This is a genomic window from Mesorhizobium sp. SARCC-RB16n (assembly GCF_008520305.1).
Classification (GTDB): Bacteria; Pseudomonadota; Alphaproteobacteria; order Rhizobiales; family Rhizobiaceae; genus Mesorhizobium.
On record NZ_ML703253.1, the window covers coordinates 1 to 18,862 of the forward strand.

15 protein-coding genes and 1 pseudogene are annotated in these 18,862 nt (G+C 62.6%); 2 read left to right on the forward strand and 14 right to left on the reverse strand.

Features of this window, described 5'->3' with window-relative positions; all coding sequences use genetic code 11:
• Nucleotides 1-65: 65 nt before the first annotated feature.
• The 3 genes from C7I87_RS00005 to C7I87_RS00015 form a co-directional block, all read right to left on the reverse strand.
• Nucleotides 66-1,985 carry a potassium transporter Kup gene (locus C7I87_RS00005; RefSeq protein ID WP_149902257.1) on the reverse strand — a complete coding sequence of 640 codons (1,920 nt, stop codon included), beginning with the start codon at nt 1,983-1,985 and terminating at the stop codon, nt 66-68.
• Nucleotides 1,986-2,175: 190 nt separating this feature from the next.
• Complete coding sequence (locus C7I87_RS00010) at nt 2,176-4,089, reverse strand: potassium transporter Kup (RefSeq protein ID WP_149902258.1); 1,914 nt, start codon at nt 4,087-4,089, stop codon at nt 2,176-2,178.
• A 97-nt stretch (nt 4,090-4,186) separates the two neighbouring features.
• On the reverse strand, nt 4,187-4,927 hold the full coding sequence (locus C7I87_RS00015; protein WP_149902259.1) for a pyridoxine 5'-phosphate synthase: 741 nt from the start codon (nt 4,925-4,927) through the stop codon (nt 4,187-4,189).
• A 161-nt stretch (nt 4,928-5,088) separates the two neighbouring features.
• Between C7I87_RS00015 and C7I87_RS00020 the strand changes: the two genes are divergently transcribed.
• On the forward strand, nt 5,089-5,517 hold the full coding sequence (locus C7I87_RS00020) for a SpoIIAA family protein (RefSeq protein WP_149902260.1): 429 nt from the start codon (nt 5,089-5,091) through the stop codon (nt 5,515-5,517).
• Nucleotides 5,518-5,547: 30 nt separating this feature from the next.
• On the opposite strand, the gene C7I87_RS00025 is transcribed toward C7I87_RS00020, so the two are convergent.
• The 9 genes from C7I87_RS00025 to C7I87_RS00065 form a co-directional block, all read right to left on the reverse strand.
• Nucleotides 5,548-6,675 (reverse strand): ATP-dependent DNA helicase, encoded by a 1,128-nt coding sequence (locus tag C7I87_RS00025; RefSeq protein WP_149902261.1) that lies wholly within the window; start codon nt 6,673-6,675, stop codon nt 5,548-5,550.
• 136 nt (nt 6,676-6,811) lie between these two features.
• Nucleotides 6,812-7,177: a nitrile hydratase accessory protein gene (locus C7I87_RS00030; protein ID WP_149902262.1), complete on the reverse strand. Its 366-nt coding sequence runs from the start codon at nt 7,175-7,177 to the stop codon at nt 6,812-6,814.
• Nucleotides 7,164-7,823 carry a nitrile hydratase subunit beta gene (nthB, locus tag C7I87_RS00035; RefSeq protein WP_149902263.1) on the reverse strand — a complete coding sequence of 220 codons (660 nt, stop codon included), beginning with the start codon at nt 7,821-7,823 and terminating at the stop codon, nt 7,164-7,166. Before nthB ends, C7I87_RS00030 begins: the two co-directional genes overlap by 14 nt.
• A complete protein-coding gene (nthA, locus tag C7I87_RS00040) occupies nt 7,820-8,425 on the reverse strand; it encodes a nitrile hydratase subunit alpha (protein WP_149902264.1) in 606 nt (201 codons plus the stop codon). The genes nthB and nthA overlap by 4 nt, the downstream gene beginning before the upstream one ends.
• A gap of 78 nt (nt 8,426-8,503) precedes the next feature.
• Nucleotides 8,504-11,665 (reverse strand): efflux RND transporter permease subunit, encoded by a 3,162-nt coding sequence (locus C7I87_RS00045; RefSeq protein WP_149902265.1) that lies wholly within the window; start codon nt 11,663-11,665, stop codon nt 8,504-8,506.
• Nucleotides 11,662-12,921, reverse strand: a complete 1,260-nt coding sequence (locus C7I87_RS00050; protein ID WP_149902266.1) for an efflux RND transporter periplasmic adaptor subunit — start codon at nt 12,919-12,921, stop codon at nt 11,662-11,664. The genes C7I87_RS00045 and C7I87_RS00050 overlap by 4 nt, the downstream gene beginning before the upstream one ends.
• A 212-nt stretch (nt 12,922-13,133) precedes the next feature.
• Entirely contained in the window at nt 13,134-13,730 is a 597-nt protein-coding gene (locus C7I87_RS00055; RefSeq protein WP_149902267.1) for a LysE family translocator, read from the reverse strand.
• A gap of 119 nt (nt 13,731-13,849) precedes the next feature.
• Nucleotides 13,850-14,425: an acetolactate synthase small subunit gene (gene ilvN, locus C7I87_RS00060; RefSeq protein ID WP_149902268.1), complete on the reverse strand. Its 576-nt coding sequence runs from the start codon at nt 14,423-14,425 to the stop codon at nt 13,850-13,852.
• 76 nt (nt 14,426-14,501) lie between these two features.
• Nucleotides 14,502-16,298 (reverse strand): acetolactate synthase 3 large subunit, encoded by a 1,797-nt coding sequence (locus tag C7I87_RS00065; protein ID WP_149902269.1) that lies wholly within the window; start codon nt 16,296-16,298, stop codon nt 14,502-14,504.
• Between the two features lie 316 nt (nt 16,299-16,614).
• Here C7I87_RS00065 and C7I87_RS35705 point away from each other — a divergent pair.
• A pseudogene (locus tag C7I87_RS35705) lies at nt 16,615-16,805 on the forward strand (NAD(P)/FAD-dependent oxidoreductase); the annotation flags it as partial.
• 224 nt (nt 16,806-17,029) lie between these two features.
• Here the strand turns inward: C7I87_RS35705 and C7I87_RS00070 are convergent.
• A complete protein-coding gene (locus C7I87_RS00070; protein ID WP_149902270.1) occupies nt 17,030-17,614 on the reverse strand; it encodes a (R)-1-hydroxy-2-trimethylaminoethylphosphonate oxygenase in 585 nt (194 codons plus the stop codon).
• On the reverse strand, nt 17,611-18,762 hold the full coding sequence (locus C7I87_RS00075) for a 2-trimethylaminoethylphosphonate dioxygenase (protein ID WP_149902271.1): 1,152 nt from the start codon (nt 18,760-18,762) through the stop codon (nt 17,611-17,613). The genes C7I87_RS00070 and C7I87_RS00075 overlap by 4 nt, the downstream gene beginning before the upstream one ends.
• Nucleotides 18,763-18,862 lie beyond the last annotated feature (100 nt).

Below are 18,862 nucleotides of genomic sequence, written 5' to 3' on the forward strand. Positions count from 1 at the left end.
TCACAACAGGTTGACACAGGAAGTCTCATGCCGCCTCCCTCTTCAGGCCGAGGCGATCAGCCTCGTCAGATCGCCACCTGCGTGCCGATTTCTACCACACGTCCGGTCGGGATCTGGAAATATTCGGTCGCGTCGGCCGCCGTGCGCGCCAGGCCGATGAACAGCCGGTCCTGCCATACCGGCATGCCGGAATTGGGCGAAGCCTTGAGCGAGCGCCGCGACAGGAAGAAGGACGTCGTCATGATATCGAACTTCCAGCCCTGCTTGCGGCAGATCGCCAGCGCGCGCGGGATGTTGGGCTGTTCCATATAGCCGAAAGTCAGCGTCACCCGCATGAATAGCTCGTTGACCGTCTCCATCTTGACCCGCTCGCTGTCGGGCACCACGGGCTGGGGGGCGGTCACCACCGAAAGGATGACGTTCTGCTCGTGCAGCACCTTGTAGTGCTTCAGGCTGTGCATCAGCGCGGTCGGTGCGCTGAGCGGATCGCTGGTCAGGAACACGGCCGTGCCCGACACCAGCTGCGGCTTCTTCTTCAACAGATTGCCGGCGAGGAAATCGAGCGGGATTTCGTTGCGGCGGGTCTTGTCGAAGAGATAGCGACTGCCACGCACCCAGGTCCACATGCCCAGCACGATGGTGAAAGCCACGACCAGTGAAGCCCAGCCGCCTTCGAACACCTTGACGATGTTGGAGGCGAAGAAGCCGACGTCGATGAAGGCGAACAGCGCGGTCAGCGGGATCGCCACCGACAGCTTCCACTTCCAGATGCGGGTCATGACCACGTAGAGCAGCACCGTCGTCACCACCATGTTGCCGGTCACCGAGATGCCGTAGGCGGAGGCCAGCTTGCTGGACTCGCCGAAGCCGACCACCAGCATCATCACCACAAGGGCCAGCAGCAGGTTGACGCGCGGCATATAGATCTGGCCGGACTGTTTTTCCGATGTGTGCAGGATTTCGAGCCGTGGCAGCATGTTGAGCTGCACCGCCTGCCGGGTCAGTGAAAAAGCACCCGAGATAACCGCCTGGCTGGCGATGACCGTCGCGGCCGTCGCAAGCACCACCATCGGGATCAGCGTCCACCCCTCGTTCATCTCGAAGAATGGATGGCCCACCACGCCGCCATTGGCCAGTATGAAGGCGCCTTGCCCGGCATAGTTGAGCAGCAGACAGGGGAACACGATCGCCAGCCAGGCGAGCACGATCGGCTTGCGCCCAAAATGGCCGAGGTCGGCATAAAGGGCCTCCGCGCCGGTCACGGCAAGGAAGACAGCGCCGATCGTCACGAAGGCGACGTCGGGCGAATTGATCAGGAAAGCGACGATATAGTGTGGGCTGACCGCCCACAGAATTTCCGGATCTACGATGATGTGATTGATGCCGGATAGGCCGATGGCCAGGAACCACACCGCGGTCACTGGGCCGAACACCAGCCCAACGCCACCGGTACCGAAGCGCTGGACGGCAAACACGACGGCGAGGATGACCAGCGTCAATGGCACGACATAGGGCTGGAAGGTGGGCGTGACGACATTCATGCCTTCGACCGCCGAAAGCACCGAAATGGCCGGCGTAATGACCGCGTCACCGAAAAACAGCGAGGCGCCGACGATGCCAATGCCGAGAATCACCGCCGAGCGCTTCGGAAAACTGCCGCGTGCCAGCGCCATCAGCGACAGCACGCCGCCCTCGCCGCGGTTATCTGCACGCAACACGAACATGATGTACTTTACCGTGACGGTAATGGTCAGCGACCAGATGATCAGCGACAGCACGCCGAGAATATCGGCACGGGTGGCGACATCGCTGCCGGACGAAGCGTGCAATGCCTCCCGGAGCGCATAGATCGGGCTGGTGCCGATATCGCCATAGACCACGCCGAGCGCGCCCAGCATCAGCACCTTGGTGCTGTGCTGTTCGATTTCGGGATGGCTCGATTGGTCGACGGGTTCTGCCTCACTACCAGCATTGGCAAGGGCCATGTACGACACTCCGATAAACGCGCGGTGCTCTACGCTTGCTGCGATGCAATATCAAGTGCCGTAACGTTATGGCACTTATGTTAGCGGCGCGCGGCTTTCTGTGGCGACTTCTCGCGGACGTCGGTCCCTGCGATTTCGCAGGCTCATGTCCGGAACCATGGCAAAACCCAGCCCGGCGAGCACGTGTCTGTTAAATGGCGACCTGCGTGCCGATTTCAACGACGCGTCCAGTCGGGATCTGGAAATATTCGGTCGCATCAGCCGCCGTGCGCGCCAGGCCGATGAACAGCCGGTCCTGCCATACCGGCATGCCGGAATTGGGCGAAGCCTTGAGCGAGCGCCGCGACAGGAAGAAGGACGTCGTCATGATGTCGAACTTCCAGCCCTGCTTGCGGCAGATCGCCAGCGCGCGCGGAATGTTGGGCTGTTCCATATAGCCGAAGGTCAGCGTCACCCGCATGAACAGCTCGTTGACCGTCTCCATCTTGACCCGCTCCCTGTCGGGCACCACGGGCTGCGGCGCCGTCACCACTGAAAGAATGACGTTCTGCTCGTGCAGCACCTTGTAGTGCTTCAGGCTGTGCATCAGCGCGGTCGGTGCGCTGAGCGGATCGCTGGTCAGGAACACGGCCGTGCCCGACACCAGCTGCGGCTTCTTCTTCAACAGATTGCCGGCGAGGAAATCGAGCGGGATCTCATTGCGGCGGGTCTTGTCGAAGAGATAGCGGCTGCCGCGAATCCACGTCCACATGATCAGCCCCATCAGGCAGGCAACGGTGATCGACACCCAGCCGCCTTCCACGATCTTCACGACATTGGCCAGGAAGAAGCCGCTGTCGATGATGCCGAACAGCAAGGTCAGCGCCAGGGCGAGCGCCAGCTTCCATTTCCACATCTTGCGCATCACCACGAACAGCAGGATCGTCGTCATCAGCATTTCGCCGGTCACCGAGATGCCGTAGGCGGACGCCAGCGAACTCGAGCTGCCGAAACCGACCACCAGCAACATCACCCCCAGCGCGATCAGCAGGTTGACGCGGGGCATGTAGATCTGGCCGAGTTGCATTTCCGACGTATGCTGCACCTCGATACGTGGCAGAAGGTTGAGCTGCACCGCCTGCCGGGTCAGCGAAAAAGCACCCGAGATGACCGCTTGGCTGGCAATGACCGTCGCGGCCGTTGCAAGTCCCACCATCGGCATCAGCGCCCACTCAGGCAACATCTGGAAGAATGGATTGGTCGGTTTTCCGTCATTGGCCAGCACAAAGGCGCCCTGCCCGAAATAGTTGAGCAGCAGGCAAGGAAACACCACGGAAAACCACGCCAGCACGATCGGCTTGCGTCCAAAATGGCCGAGATCGACATAAAGCGCCTCGGCGCCGGTTACCGCCAGGAACACGGCGCCGACAGTGACAAAGGCGGCTGTGGGTGTGCTGGCCAGATAGGCAACCGCATAATAGGGATTGATGGCCAGCAGGATCGATGGGTCATCCATCAAGTGCCAGAGCCCCGCAACGCCGATGGCCAGGAACCACAGCGCCGTCACCGGCCCGAACACCGCCGCCACCTTTCCCGTGCCGAAGCGCTGCACGGAGAAGAGGATGGCAAGGATGATCAGCGTGATCGGCACGACGTAGGCGTCCAGCGTCGGGGTCACCACCGTCAGGCCTTCGACCGCCGACAGCACCGAGATGGCCGGCGTTATGATCGAATCGCCGAAAAACAGCGCCGCGCCGCAAAGACCGATCATGAGGATCAGTCGAGCGCCCTTGGGATAGGCGCTGCGCGCCAAAGCCATCAGCGACAGCGTGCCACCTTCGCCTTTGTTGTCGGCGCGAAGCACGAAGGCGACGTATTTGATGGTCACGATGATCGTCAGCGCCCAGACGATCAGCGACAACACGCCAAGCACGTGAACGCGCGTATCGATGCCGGGCGAAGCGTGAAGCGCCTCGCGAAAGGCGTAAATCGGACTCGTACCTATATCGCCATAGACGACGCCGAGCGCGCCCAGCATCAGAACCTTGGTGCTGTGCTGCTCGACCCCGGAATGGCTCGATTGCTCGACGGTCTCGGCCTCGCTCCCGCTATTGGCAAGGGCCATCGGCCACTCCCCGACAAGCGCGCGCTGCTCTATGCATGCTGTGATACGATATCAAGTGCACGCGATTGGCTGCCATACCAAGACGAAGCATTTCCCCCTACCAGCCGCAAGCCCTGAGAAACCGGCCCACCGTGCTGGCCATGCCATACTCCAATGCGTCGGCTGTCAACCCATGTCCGATTGACACTTCGGCCAATGCAGGGATGCGCCTTGCCAGAGGAGGCAGATTGGCCACCGTCAGATCGTGTCCGGCATTGACCTGGAGGCCGGCGGCCAATGCCGCGTCAGCGGTTTTCCCCAATCTTTCCAGTTCTTTGGCCGCCTTACCAGAATCGGAATGGTAGCCCCCATAAGGACCGGTATAGAGTTCGATCCGATCGGCGCCGGTATCGCGCGCGGCCCCTATGCCGGCGGGATCCGCGTCGGAAAACAGCGAGACCCTGAAACCGCCCTTCTTCAGACGCCTGACGATCGGCGTCAGGAACGCCGCATCGTCAACGAAGTTCCAGCCGTGGTCGGAGGTTGCCTGTGCCGGATCGTCGGGCACCAGCGTCACCTGCTCAGGCTGGTGCTTCTCCACCAGCGCCAGGAAATCCTCGCTCGGGTAGCCCTCGATATTGAATTCCGCCTGCGGGAACTCATCGTCGATCAGCGCCCTGATCTCGGGCAGGTCGGAATGCCGGGTGTGACGTTCATCGGGGCGCGGATGGACCGTCAGCCCATGCGCTCCGGCGGCAAGGGCCAGGCGGCCGACACCGATCACGCTTGGCCACGGCAGGTCGCGCCGGTTGCGCAGCATGGCGATGGCGTTGAGGTTGACGGAAAGCTTGGCGGGCATGGGCTGGCGTCCGTGAAACAAGGCTACCGAGGCGCGCCACGCTCATTCGTTCCGGCACGGCGCATTTGAGACGGCGCATCTATAGCGTCTTTGACGGGAACAGATAGGGCCTTTCCGGTGTTCCAGAAGACCAACATCTTCCGCGAAAGGGAGGCACCACCTTGAATTTCCTCCAATCCGTGCCGGCGATTCGCCGTATCGACACCAGCCGCGACGACCTCTTTGCCATCGATGTGGTCGGCCACGTCTCGGCCGCCGATGCCGAGAATCTGTTCGGCCTGCTGGAGGCGGCCTATTTGCTCCATCAGAGAATCGACGTGGCCGTCCGGATAGTCGATCACGAAGGCGTCGACTGGGCGGATATCTCCGATGAAACCATCAAGAAGGGTGCCGTCCACGCATTGGAACATATTGGCCGTTGCGCGGCCATCGGTGCCCCTGACTGGACGCCGAACGCACGACGCGCCTTGCCCGCTTCGGCGCCCGTCGAATTCAGGCATTTCAAGCTCGAGGACGAAGCGGCTGCCTGGGAGTGGCTCGGCGCGCGGCCGACGAGCGAGGAGGCGACCGCCGCTCCGGAAAGAGGATGAAACGGTTTTCCCGGCTACCGCCGGCCCCTTCTATCTGACGATGGTCAGTCGTTCGGCGGCCCTGGTGATGGCTGTATAAAGCCAGCGCTGGCGCGTTTCCTTGAAGGCCCAGCTTTCGTCGAAAAGAACGATCTCGTTCCACTGCGAGCCCTGCGCCTTGTGCACGGTCAGCGCGTAGCCATAGTCGAAATCGTCGAAGCGCTTCTTCTGCTGCCAGGGGATATCGGCATCCGGATCCTCGAACGCCGCCTTGAGCAGCTTGATCTTGGCGACGCCGCGGTCCGGATCGTCCTCTTCGGGCGAAACCAGCAGGTTGATGCCGGGCTTCACCGTCTCACGCGACGAGGTCATCACCTTCCACAGCGAGCCGTTGAGCAAGCCCTTGGCGGGATCGTTGCGCAGGCACACCAGCTTGTCGCCTGCCTGTGGGTAATCGGCGTTGAATCCCTTGAGTTCGCGCAAGCGCTGGTTGTAGCGCCGCCGCGTGCGGTTGGTGCCGACCAGCACCTGGTCAGCCCTGAGCACCAGTTCCTGGTTGACGTCTTCCTTGCCGATCACCTGCGCGGTGCCATAGTCACCGCGCATGAATTCGCGGCCCTCGCGCACATCGAGCGCAAGCCGCAGGATCGGATTGTCGCGTGCTTGCCGGTGGATTTCGGTGAGCAGGAAATCAGGCTCGTGATCGGTGAAGAAGCCGCCGCCCGAGATCGGCGGCAACTGGCCGGGATCGCCCAGCACCAGGATCGGCGTGCCGAAACTCATCAGGTCGCGGCCAAGCTGCTCGTCGACCATCGAGCATTCGTCGATGACGACCAGTTTTGCGCGCGAGATCGGGCTTTGCCGGTTGAGCGAAAAGGTTGGCGACATCGAGGTCTTGCCGGTCACCTCGTCCGCCACCGATTCCTCGCCCTTGGGCCGGTAGATCAGCGAATGGATGGTGCGGGCGTTGACCGCGCCCTTGGAGCGGAGCACTTGCGCCGCCTTGCCGGTGAATGCGGCGAACTGCACCTGGCCGTCGACATGTTCTGCGAAATAGCGCGCCAGCGTCGTCTTGCCGGTGCCGGCATAGCCGAACAGCCGGAACAGCTGCGGCTTGCCGGTCTTCAGCCAGCGGGCGACCGCTTGCAGCGCCTCATCCTGTTGGGGTGAAAATTCCATCTGATCGTGTGACCGGATTCGCGAGGCAAACACAAGATAGCCGCCACCACCGTCGACACAGCCGGTGGCGACCGCGGTTCATGCTATCAGCCGCAAATAAGAACGTAAAGGGAACGAAAAACGCAGCCCTGCATCTTCAGTCTGCAGCGCGCGGATCGTTCTCCAGCAGGATCGGCTTTCCATGTGGCGTGGCATGCGCGGCACGTTCCCAGGCCTGCGCCATCGCATCGACATCAGGCTTGGCGGCCAGCCCCTTGGAGGCAAGCAGCCCTTCAAGCGCCGCCAGCCAATGCTCATAATAATCATGGCCGTCCGCCGCGGCACCTGGCTTCTTCACCTCGGCCGATAGGGCATCCGCCCACTCGGTCCACGAAAACAGGCCCTTGTCGTGCAGCGCCACCGTCATGGCGAAGGCTTCGGCCTGCCATGGCTCGGCGAAAACCGGTGCGTCGAAGCCGGCGGGTAAACCGCCGACAGTCTCCTTCGCCTCAGGCCGGCTCAAGATAACTCTCCCAGGCGTCGATCGAGACGGTCAGTGTCGGGTCGGCGCCCTCGCCCCAGATTTCCCTGCCATCGAAAGCCACGGTATAGACCCACTGCGGATTCTCGCCTTGCCCATGCGCGTTGCTGTCGGGAAAGACGAAGCCGTTGCGCACCGCCTCGATCGTGCCCTGCTTGTCGCGCGCGTAACGCGGCAGCCTAGTATGACCGGTCGGGTTGAAGTTTTTGGTCCGCACCGAATCACCAGCCTTGAAGCGCGGCGCTGTCTTGACCGGCCGGTCGCACGGACCGCCCTTGGCCAGCACGGCCGGGACATTCTCGGCCTTCAGCACTCTTTTGGGCGTCGCCGCCGGATCGATCGCCTCGCCTGCCGTGAGGTCGCGCTCGCTGACGAAACCATGGCGCTTGAGCAGGATCTCGAGCGCCTTGATCCAGATCTGATAGTAGCTGGAGCCATAATAATCGGCCGGATGCAGCGATTCCCGCGCGTGCCGGCTCTCGTAGATGTTCCAGGCACCCATGCCGCCGGCACAGAGCGTGACACCGAGCGCCCGCCGCTCCCAATCGGCATGGAAATAAGGCTCGTCCTTCTCAGGCGCGACCGGCCCGAACCCCATCTGTCCGCCGAGATCCTGCGGCCCGTTCATGCCGATTGCCTAGCCAGCGCCGTGCCGATCATCGCATCGCGGCTCACCAGATCGGCCAGCCGCTCTTCGCTCCAGCCTTCGGTGCCCTCCGGCCGCATTGGCACGACGAGATAGCGCAACTCTGCCGTCGAATCCCAAACGCGTATCTTCGTCCCGGCCGGCAGCACCAGCCCGAATTCCTCAAGCACGCCGCGCGGATCGATCACCGCTCGCGACCGATAGGGCGGCGCCTTGTACCAGACCGGCGGCAAACCAAGCACCGACCATGGATAGCAGGAGCACAGCGTGCAGACGACGAGATTGTGGGTATCCCCGGTGTTGAACACCGCCTGCATGTGCTCGCCCTGGCGACCGGTATAGCTCAGGGATTCGATCGCCGCCGTCGCGTCGCGCTTCAGCCACTCGGCATAAGCGGGATCACTCCAGGCCTTGGCCACCACCCTGGCGCCGTTGCGCGGGCCGATCTTCGTCTCGTAGGTATCGACGATAACGTCGATCGCAGCCGGATCGATCAGCCCCTTGCGGGTCAGGATGGTTTCCAGCGCCCGCACCCGCGCGGCAAACGGATCGAGTTCGTTGTCGTGGTCATGATCGTGGGACATGACGGCAAATTACGGTTCCGACCCGCCGGCCGCAAGCTCCATGGCTTGGGCCAACGGGACCGGAGCCTTGTCCGGCTGCTACTCGGCGGCCGTCTTCTGCGGCTCGCCCGGGATGTCGTCGTTGGTGCCGAACAGCGAAGGCTGATCGCCTTCTTCGACCAGGTGCAACTCGGCCTTGCGCTTCGGCATGAGCCCGACCAGCCAGCCCGAGAAGTTTTCCATGTAGACATAGATCACCGGCGTCACGAACAAGGTCAGCGCTTGCGAAGCGAGCAAGCCGCCGACAACGGCAACGCCTAGCGGCTGGCGCAGCTCGGCGCTGGCACCGGTGCCGAGCGCGATCGGGAACGTGCCCATCAGCGCCGCCAGCGTCGTCATCATGATCGGCCTGACACGCATAAGGCAGGCCTTGTGGATAGAGTCCGTGGCCGACATGCCTTCTCGTCGCAGTTCAAGCGCGACGTCTACCATCATGATGCCGTTCTTCTTGACGATGCCGATCAGCATCAGGATGCCGATCACCGCGATGACCGACAGGTCCATACCGGCGAAACGCAGCGCAACGACGGCGCCGAGTACCGCCGACGGCAGGCCGGTGAGAATCGTCAGCGGGTGGATGAAGCTCTCATACAGGATGCCGAGCACGATATAGATGGTCAGGATCGCGCCGCCGATCAGCAGGCCCTGGTTGGCAAGTGAATCCTGGAAGGTCTTGGCCGTGCCGGCAAAGCTGGTCGAGATCGCCTTCGGCATGCCGATCTGCTCTTTGATCGCGTTGATGCGCGTCACGCTGTCGCCGAGCGCCACGCCTTGCGGCAGATTGTAGGAGATGGTCACTGCCGGAAGCTGGCCGAGCTGGTTGACCGTCAGGGCGCCGGCCGTGCGATCGACGCGGGCGAAAGCGCCGAGCGGCACCAGGCTGCCGCTCGCCGTCCTCATCTGGATGGCGAGCATCCGCTCGGGCGACCATTCGATCTTCGGATCGAGCTCGGCAATGACTTCGTAGCTGTCGGCCGAACCGAAAATCGTCGAAACCTGGTCGGTGCCGAACCCGCCATAAAGGGCGGAGCGCAGCGTGTCGGTGTCGATGCCGAGCTGCGCGGCCTTGTCGCGATCCACCACCAGCGACGCCTGCAGCGCATTATTCTGCAAGTCGCTGGTGACATCGGTGAAGGTCGCATGGTCGGCCGCCATCGCGTCATTCATCTTCTGCGCCCAGATATCGGTTTGTCCGGTGTCGAGGCCCTGAACCACGAGCTGGTAGGCGCTGGCCGACGACCTGGAACCGAGTCTCAGGTTCTGCACTGGCTGCATGTAGGTCTCGATGCCCGCAACGCCGGCCAGTTGTTTGCGCAGATCCGAAAGCACCTTGTCGATGTCGGGACGCTGGTCCTTGCCCTTGAGCTGGACGAACAGCTGTCCCTGGTTGAGCGCATTGTTGCCGCTGCCCGCCGACCACGCCACATGGTCGACATAGGGCGACTTCGAGAACACGCTGGCGACCTGCCCTTGCAGCTTGGCCATGGCGTCGAACGAGATGTCCTGGCGCGCGATGGTGGTCACCGAAATCTGGCCGATATCCTCCTGCGGGAAAAAGCCCTTCGGGGAGATATCGATCAGCCATACCGAGGCTGCCGCGGTACCGATGAAGACGAGGAACACAAGGAAGGTATGCCGCAAGCAGAAGCTCAGGAGCCGATCATAGCCGCGCGTCATGAAATCGCGCTTGTGGCCGGCGCTGTGCGCCTCGCGGTCGGCCTTGGTCACCGACAGCAGCCGCGAGCACAGCATCGGTGTCAGCGTCAGCGACACGAACATGGAGGCCAGGATGGCCACGGTCACCACAACGGCGAACTCGTTGAAGATGCGCCCGATCACGCCGCCCATCAGGAGCACGGGGATGAACACCGCCACCAGCGAGACAGAGATCGAGATGATGGTGAAGCCGATTTCGCGTGCGCCCTTCAGCGACGCATCGAAGGCCGACAGCCCATCCTCTTCCATGTGGCGGAAGATGTTTTCGAGCATCACGATGGCATCGTCGACGACGAGGCCGACGGCAAGCGTCAGGCCCATCAGCGATATGTTGTCGATGGAAAAGCCGAACAGGAACATCGCCCCGAGCGTGGCGATCAGCGAGATCGGCACCGCCACGGCCGGGATGATGGTCGCCGTCACCCGGCGCAGGAACAAGAAGATCACCATGACCACCAGCGCGATGGTCAGGAGCAGTGTGAACTGCACGTCGTTGACGGCCTGACGGACCGAGATCGAACGGTCGTTGAGCAGCTTGATCTGGGCGGCGGCCGGCATCTGGTCCTGGAAGGACGGCAGCATCGCCTTGACCCTGTCGACGACGTCGACCGTATTGGCGTCGGGTTGGCGTTGCACGGCCATGATGATCGCGCGGGTACCGTCGTACCAGCTCGCGGTCGTGGTGGTCTGAACGGAATCGACGACACGGGTTACGTCGCCCAGCCGCACCGGGTGACCGTTCTTGGTGGCGATGATCAGATTGGAAAATCCGGCGGCGTTGGTAAGCTGCGTGTTGGCGGTGATGGTCAGCTGCTGCTTGTTGTTCTGGAGCACGCCGAGCGGCGTGTTGCTGTTGGCCGAGGCCACGGCCGCCTGCAACTGATCGATCGAGATGCCGCGCGCGGCAAGCGCGGTCGGATCGATCTGGATGCGCACCGCGTATTTCTGCTGGCCGAAGATCGAGACCTGCGCGACGCCGTCAATGGTCGACAGCGACGGCGAGATCACGTTTTCGGCGAAGGCATCGAGGTCGGTCAGCGGAACCGTATCGCTGACCAGCGACATCAAAAGGATCGGCGCATCGGCCGGATTGACCTTGCGATAGCTCGGCGGCGACGTCATCTGCGGCGGCAGAGATTTCTGCGTGCGCGCGATCGCCGCCTGCACGTCGGCCGCGGCCGCGTCGATGTTGCGGTTGAGGACGAACTGGATGGCGATCGAGGTCTGGCCAAGCGAGTTGGTGGTCGAAATGGAATCGATGCCGGCAATTGTGGCGAACTGCTTGATCAGCGGCGTCGCCACCGATGTGGCCATGGTTTCCGGCGATGCGCCAGGCAGCGATGCCGAGACGTTGACCACCGGAAATTCGGCGCTCGGCAATGCGGCGACCGGCAGGAACTTGTAGGCGAACAGCCCGCCCAGCACGAGGGCGAATGACATCAGAAGGGTGGCGACCGGCCTGCGAATGCAGAATTCGGAGATCATTGGGCCGCCTCGCCGGCGTTGGTCGCCTGGGCCACTTTGGGCGGGGCCTCCTTGCCTTCATGCACCGCGGCGCCGTCCTTCAGCCTTGTCTGGCCTTCGGTGACAACCTTCTCGCCGCTTTTCAGCCCCTGGCTGATGGCGCTGTTTTGGCCTTCAGTCAGCGCCACCTGCACCGGCCGCATCTCGACGGTGTTGTCCGGTTTGACCACATAGACGAACGGTCCCTTCTGGCTGGGCTGGACCGCCACCGTCGGAACCGAGGTCATCTGCGGCATGATGCCGGCGTCGAGGACGACATTCACGTACTGGCCGGGCCATAGCGAAAGATCGGCATTGGGGATGCTTGCCCGTGTGGCGATTGTGCCCGACGCGGTGTCGACGCTGGAATCGACGAAATCGAGCGTGCCCTTGCCGATCGGCGTCGGGTCGCCGCTTTGGGTCAACGTCACCGCGTTCTGCTGCGGATTGGCAAGCGCTTTGTGCAGCAGCGCAAGGTTGCTTTCCGGCAGATTGAAGTTGACCTGCAGCGGGTCCATCTGGGTGATGGTCACCAGTGGCGTCGCCGTGCTGCTGTTGCCGTTGCTGACGGTCACCAAGTCGCCGACGGCGACATTCACGGCACCCAGCCTACCGGCGATCGGCGCGGTGATGGCGGCAAAGCCAAGCTGGACATTGTCCGCGTCGATCGTCGCCTTGTCGGCATCGACGGTCGCCGCCGCCGCCTTCTGCGCGGCAACGGCCTGGTCATAGGTCTGCTGCGTACCGGCCTGTTTGGCGACAAGGTCCTTGGCACGCTGAAGGTCGGCATTCGAGCTGGCGAGCAACGCCTGATCCTTGGCAAGCGCTGCCTGGTCCTTGGCCAGCTGCGCTTTCAACGCCCGGTCATCGAGCGAGAACAGGAGGTCGCCTGCCTTCACCATCTGCCCGTCCTTGACGTCGATCGACACGATCTGGCTGGAGATACGCGCGTTGATGTTGACCACGGCTGGAGAGGAGACGAAGCCTATGGCATAACGGCGGATCGGGAAATCGGCGGTCGTTGCCGTCGCCGAAACGATCGAGGCCGAACGGGCGCCATTGCCGCCACCGGTCTGTTTGCCGCCTGCCGGCTTGTCGACCGCCGGCTTGTCTGTCGCGGCGACCTGCTTTGCGCCGATGATCTGCTGTGCCTTGTTCAGCGCGTCCGGCGACAGATAGAGCCAGGCCGCGCCGACACATGCGACCGCAAGCAATGATAGAATGACTTTTCCACGCATCGACAAAAGACCTCTCCGTCCGACACGCCATAGCCAGGTGGTCGTATTCTAGCGCAATTCACGGCTCATTGCCGCGATTTCGCCGAATAGATAGGATGCTGGTTTGTCGGAAAAGGGCCAAAACACGGCATTACGAAGATTTAATGTGCACTGCACAATAGCTGTGCAGCGGGCTATCGTTCAGGGCCGGACGTCGGATGGAGCCCTATGATCTAACGCAGCATCGGCCAAAGCGTCGCCGCCAGCAGCACGCCCATGGCGATGTTGAACCATTTCAGACGCAGCGGATCCGACAGGAAACCGCGCAGCGCCGTACCGAATCCCGCCCAGACCGAGACGCTGGGAAGATTGACCACGGTAAAAGCCACGCCAATCAGAATGACGGACAGGAACGGCCGTTCCGGATTGGTGTAGACGGCCATCGCGGTGATGGCCATCACCCAGGCCTTGGGGTTGACCCATTGGAAAGCCGCTGCATCGATGAAGCGCATCGGCCGCGCCTCCGTCTCACCCTTGCCGCTGAGCGAGCGCGACATGGCGATCTTCCAGGCGAGGTAGAGCAGATAGACGGCACCGGCTATCTTCAGCCCGGTATGCAGCGCCGGAAACGCGGTCAGTACCGCGCCAAGCCCGAAGCCGACGGCGAGCAGCAGGACGAGAAAGCCGATGCTGATGCCCAGCATGTGCGGCACTGTCCTGGCGATGCCGAAATTGACGCCGGAGGCCAGCAGCATGAGATTGTTCGGCCCCGGCGTGATCGAGGTCACGAAGGCGTAGACGAGCAGTGCGAGGAATGCATCGAGTGACATGATATCCTCCCAGATACGTCAGCACTGTTGTCTTTTTCCGACAGCTGCACAAAGGCCAGGGCCGACCGTTGGTCACGCCAGTCCCTGCACTTTTGGAAATTTTGGATAGGTAAGTCGGCCTACATGCCCTGCGGGCCGCGGTTCATGGCCGCCACGCCGGTGCGGCAGATCTCGACCAGGCCGAGCGGCTTCATGATGGCGATGAACTGGTCGAGCTTGGAGCCCTTGCCGGTGATCTCGAAGATGAAATGCTCGGTGTTGGCGTCGATGACGCTGGCGCGAAAGGCGTCCGCCAGCCGCAGCGCTTCGACGCGGGCCTCGCCGGTGCCGGCAACCTTGACCAGCGCCAGTTCCCGCTCCAGCGGCCGCTCCTGGCCAAGCTCGTGTGAGCGGACGGTTAGATCGACCACACGATGCACCGGCACGATCCGTTCGAGCTGGTTCTTGATCTGCTCCATCACATGCGGCGTGCCACGCGTCACGATGGTGATGCGCGACAGATGCTTCTCATGTTCGGTCTCCGAGACGGTCAGGCTCTCGATGTTGTAGCCGCGCCCGGAAAACAGGCCGATCACCCGGGCGAGCACACCGGGCTCGTTGTCGACCAGGACGGAAAGCGTATGGATCTCAGGCTTCTCCGTCTCCTTGGCTATGAAGTAGGCGGAACCGGTGGGCTGAAGGTGCTGTGCGTTCATGACATGTATCTCAAATTCTGGATCTAATTATCTGTTTTCGCACGGCTTCTTTAACAAGCCCTGCCTTGGCTCGCGTCTACACCAGTTCCCTGCCCTTGGCGTCGATGGCGTTGGCCACGGCCTCGTCGGTCGCCTCGTCGGGCAAAAGCATCTCGTTGTGCGCCTTGCCTGATGGGATCATCGGGAAGCAGTTGGCGAGCGTCGCCACGCGGCAGTCGAACAGCACCGGCTTCCTGACTGAGATCATCTCCTTGATGGCGTCGTCCAGCTCGTCGGGCTTGTCGCAGCGAATGCCGTGGCCGCCATAGGCCTCGGCCAGCTTGACGAAGTCCGGCATCGCCTCGGTGTAGGAATGCGACAGCCGGTTGCCGTGCAGCAGCTGCTGCCACTGCCGCACCATGCCCATATACTGGTTGTTGAGGATGAAGATCTTGATCGGTGCGTCATACTGCACCGCCGCGCTCATCTCCTGCATGGTCATCTGCACCGAGGCGTCGCCGGCGATGTCGACGACCAGCGCGTCGGGATGCGCGATCTGCACGCCGAGCGCGGCCGGCAGGCCGTAGCCCATCGTGCCCAGCCCGCCCGACGTCATCCAGCGGTTCGGCTTGTCGAAATGATAGTGCTGCGCCGCCCACATCTGGTGCTGGCCGACCTCGGTGGTGATGTAGGTGTCCATGGTCTTGGTCAGTTCGTAGAGCCGCTGGATGGCGTATTGCGGCATGATCACGTCGTTGTTCATCTTGAAGGCGAGTGAATCGCGCGCGCGCCATTTGGCGATCTGCTCCCACCAGGGATAGAGCGCCTTCTTGTCGGTCTTGGCGGTTGCCCGCCACAGCCGCACCATGTCTTCCAGCACCCGGCCGACATCGCCGATAATGGGCACCTCGGTGTGGACGTTCTTGTTGAGGGAGGACGGATCGATATCGATGTGAATCTTGCGCGAGTTCGGCGAGAACGCATTCAACCTGCCGGTGATGCGGTCGTCGAAACGCGCGCCGATGCAGATCATCACGTCGCAGTCATGCATGGCCATGTTGGCTTCGTAGGTGCCGTGCATGCCCAGCATGCCCAACCAGTTCTTGCCCGAGGCCGGATAGGCGCCGAGCCCCATCAGCGTCGAGGTGATCGGGAAACCGGTGAGGTCGACCAGTTCGCGCAGGAGATGGCTCGCTTCCGGACCGGAATTGATGACACCGCCACCCGAATAGATGACCGGCTTCCTGGCGGTGGCCATCAGTTCGACCGCCGCCTTGATCTTCTCCAGGTCGCCCTGGACCTTCGGCTGGTAGCTGGTGCGCGGAGCGATCTGCGGCGGGACGTAGATCCCCTTGGCGAACTGCACATCCTTGGGAATGTCGACCACCACCGGACCGGGACGGCCGGTCGTGGCGACATGGAAGGCCTCGTGGATGGTGGCGGCGAGTTCGTTGACGTCCTTCACCAGCCAGTTGTGCTTGGTGCAGGGCCGCGTGATGCCGACCGTGTCGCATTCCTGGAACGCATCGGAACCGATGAGCGAGGTCGGCACCTGGCCAGTCAGGCAGACCAGCGGGATCGAATCCATCAATGCGTCCTGCAGCGGCGTCACCGCATTGGTGGCGCCGGGGCCCGATGTCACCAGCATGACGCCGGCCTTGCCGGTCGACCGCGCATAGCCCTCGGCTGCGTGGCCGGCGCCCTGCTCGTGCCGCACGAGAATGTGCTCGACCTCGTCCTGCTGGAAGATCTCGTCATAGATCGGGAGAACCGCGCCGCCCGGATAGCCGAAGACATGCTTGACGCCATTGTCCTTCAGCGCCTGCACCACCATTTCGGCGCCAGTCATTTCCCTACTTGGCATCTCGCGCCGCTCACTCTGTCCATTGCTCATCGGTCTGGTCCCGTACTGTCGCCATTTGGGCGTTTGCTGGTCGTTTAGTCGTGTTTCAGGCAATAAAAAAGGCCCCCGAGGGAGCCTGTGTCTGCGCATGGGGGGGGTTTTCGCCCGGCGGTTACACCGCCTTGCCCACGCGCCTTCCTACGAGAATGAGTGCCGTTTTCATGGTGGCGGACCATAAAGGCGAAGTCGCGGGGTCGTCAATGGGGTACGGCACGAATTCACTCGCCTGTGAGATGGGCCTCGCCACGCGCTACCATAGTACAGTTGAGCCGGTGCCATCGACGCACCACTATGCCGGGCTGACGACGACCCCGGTCCCTGGGAAGGCGAGCAGCGCAACATGTGGAAGCCGACCCAGCAGGAGGCGCTGTGGTTCCATGGCGGCAACCTCCATCAGTCGCGCCACTATTCGCAATATCTGTCGCTGCAACTGAAGGCCAGGCAATTTGGCTTGCCCACACCGGTCTACGGCTGCAGCAAGTCCATCACAAGGCTTAGTTCGCTTTCCCCGCATGGACTTGGTGAGCCTGTCCTGCTTCGAGGGTTTGAACGAAACCGCGGCGGCGGGCCGGCTGCGCCCGCCGCTCGGATGATCGGCACCCGGGGCGAGAGCACTTGCGTCAGCCAAGCGCTCGCGGCAGTTCTCCGGCCGGTATGCGGCCACTGCGTTTGCGCCATCGAAGCAGAAACACATGGGCTGTCTCCTCCGGTGACTGATTGCGTCAGGCGCGATCGGCGAAGTCGTGCACGACGCGCTGCAGCAACGGCACATAGTCGCGAAACGCCCGCGTCCGCATGTTGGCAACCTTGCCGCCCTCGTCCCAGATGCGAACCCGCACCGCTTCCTCGTGGAACGGGTTCTTGCGGAACGCAGCGACCTCGTCGGCACTCATCGGTCCGCCCTGCAGCGACAAGGTGTGAACCGAAGCCGGCGACAGCCTGGAGAAATAAGTCGGGTCCGTGGCGCAGAGATAGCGCTTGGCGGCGACATGCAGCCGGACGCATTCGACGATGACCGGCGGGAAGAACGGCGCCAGCACCTCGCCGCCGGCCTCGTCATGGTGCTTGTCCTCGATATCGTCGGGCGAATAGGTGCCGAACTCGCTGGTGTAGTGGCCGATGTCGTGCAGCAGCGCGGCGGCCACCAGCACCTCGGACGCTCCATCCTGCTCCGCCAGCCAAGCTCCTTGCAGCATGTGCTCGGACATCGTCACCGGCTCGCCGAGGTAGGATTCCGCTCCCCGGCGCTCGAAAATGTCGGCGATGAACTCGACGATGGTGTCCGCATTCAGATCCTGGCCGCTCATTCCGCCGCCTCCTTGAAGCCGTGTTCGATCGCGGCGAGCGTCGACAAGAGGCCGTCCTTGTCGGCGTAGCATCCCTGCAGCCAGCGCTTGCCGGTGCCGGAAAACGCCTTGCGGGCATGCATGACGCGGGTGTTGTCGACGATGAAGGCCTGGCCGGGCTCAAGCTTGAAGGTGACTTCGAAGGATGGATCCTCGATCAGCTCGGCGAAGCGGCGGTAGGCGCCATAGTAGCGATCCATATCGGCGAACGGCACATCGACGGTCGGCGCCAGCGAGCGGTTGTTGAAGCGGATGCAGATCAGTTCGCCGTCGGGTCCAAGCTCGATCATCGGTCGTTTGGACTGCAGGCGCACACCGGATGAACCTGCATATTCGAACCGCGCCGCATGGGAGCTCAACAGCCGAAAACCTTCGGTGTCTTCCGCCTGCAGGGCTGCCGCGACGGCAAAGCCGTCGACGACACTGGATTCGCCGCCCTCCACCGTGTTCTCGATGCAGGACAGGATCTGCAGCGTCGGCACTGGATCGCGATAGGGATTGTCGGTGTGCGCCTGCAGGCCGAGATTGGTGTAGGCGAGGTTGTTCGGGTTGACCTCGGCGCGCACTTCGAACCAGCGCCCGTAATTGGTTTCCCTGATGTAGCCGAAAAGGTCGGACACCTTGCAAAGCGAACCGGATTCGGTTGGCAACCCGTCCATTACCGCAAAGCCATAAGTCCTCACCGCCGAAAGCCATTCGCGCAGGACACCGCGGCCATGGAAGGCCGCCGGATAGTTGGCGCGCGGCACCGAGTTCTGCATCGTCGCCCGGGTCCAGCGCTGGATGACATCGCCTGTCCAACCGGGCTGGCGTGTCTCGTCGCGATCATAGGCGTTTGCACATAGCCATTGGGCGGGAAAGCTGACAGTCTTTCCCTCCGGTACGAAGCTGATCTCCAGCACTCCGGCCTTTATGGAAGCAGCGCCGATCCGCGTCTCGGCGGGAATATCGAGGATGGTGATGAGCCGCTGGCCATTGCCGGCGCTGCGCGTCTTGTCGTCGAGCGCGTTGTCGCGCAGCCATACGGCGTGAAAGCGGGTTCGCTTCCCGCCCTGCCAGCCAAGTTCGATTGTTCTGCCTTCGTCGCCGACCAGCGCGTGGGTGAGCATGGAAATCCGTCCTGTCCGCTGTTGTCCACGGCATGTTCCGTGGGTTTCGATTGCATGTTGAGCTCACGATAGGCATAATTCAAATTATCATATTTTGGCC

Coding starts and splice junctions, on each gene's coding strand:
- C7I87_RS00005 (WP_149902257.1), bottom strand. CDS start 1,985: ATGGCCCTTGCCAATGCTGGTAGTGAGGCAGAACCCGTCGACCAATCG.
- C7I87_RS00010 (WP_149902258.1), bottom strand. CDS start 4,089: ATGGCCCTTGCCAATAGCGGGAGCGAGGCCGAGACCGTCGAGCAATCG.
- C7I87_RS00015 (WP_149902259.1), bottom strand. CDS start 4,927: ATGCCCGCCAAGCTTTCCGTCAACCTCAACGCCATCGCCATGCTGCGC.
- C7I87_RS00025 (WP_149902261.1), bottom strand. CDS start 6,675: ATGGAATTTTCACCCCAACAGGATGAGGCGCTGCAAGCGGTCGCCCGC.
- nthB (WP_149902263.1), bottom strand. CDS start 7,823: ATGAACGGGCCGCAGGATCTCGGCGGACAGATGGGGTTCGGGCCGGTC.
- nthA (WP_149902264.1), bottom strand. CDS start 8,425: ATGTCCCACGATCATGACCACGACAACGAACTCGATCCGTTTGCCGCG.
- C7I87_RS00045 (WP_149902265.1), bottom strand. CDS start 11,665: ATGATCTCCGAATTCTGCATTCGCAGGCCGGTCGCCACCCTTCTGATG.
- C7I87_RS00050 (WP_149902266.1), bottom strand. CDS start 12,921: ATGCGTGGAAAAGTCATTCTATCATTGCTTGCGGTCGCATGTGTCGGC.
- C7I87_RS00055 (WP_149902267.1), bottom strand. CDS start 13,730: ATGTCACTCGATGCATTCCTCGCACTGCTCGTCTACGCCTTCGTGACC.
- ilvN (WP_149902268.1), bottom strand. CDS start 14,425: ATGAACGCACAGCACCTTCAGCCCACCGGTTCCGCCTACTTCATAGCC.
- C7I87_RS00065 (WP_149902269.1), bottom strand. CDS start 16,298: ATGAGCAATGGACAGAGTGAGCGGCGCGAGATGCCAAGTAGGGAAATG.
- C7I87_RS00070 (WP_149902270.1), bottom strand. CDS start 17,614: ATGAGCGGCCAGGATCTGAATGCGGACACCATCGTCGAGTTCATCGCC.
- C7I87_RS00075 (WP_149902271.1), bottom strand. CDS start 18,762: ATGCTCACCCACGCGCTGGTCGGCGACGAAGGCAGAACAATCGAACTT.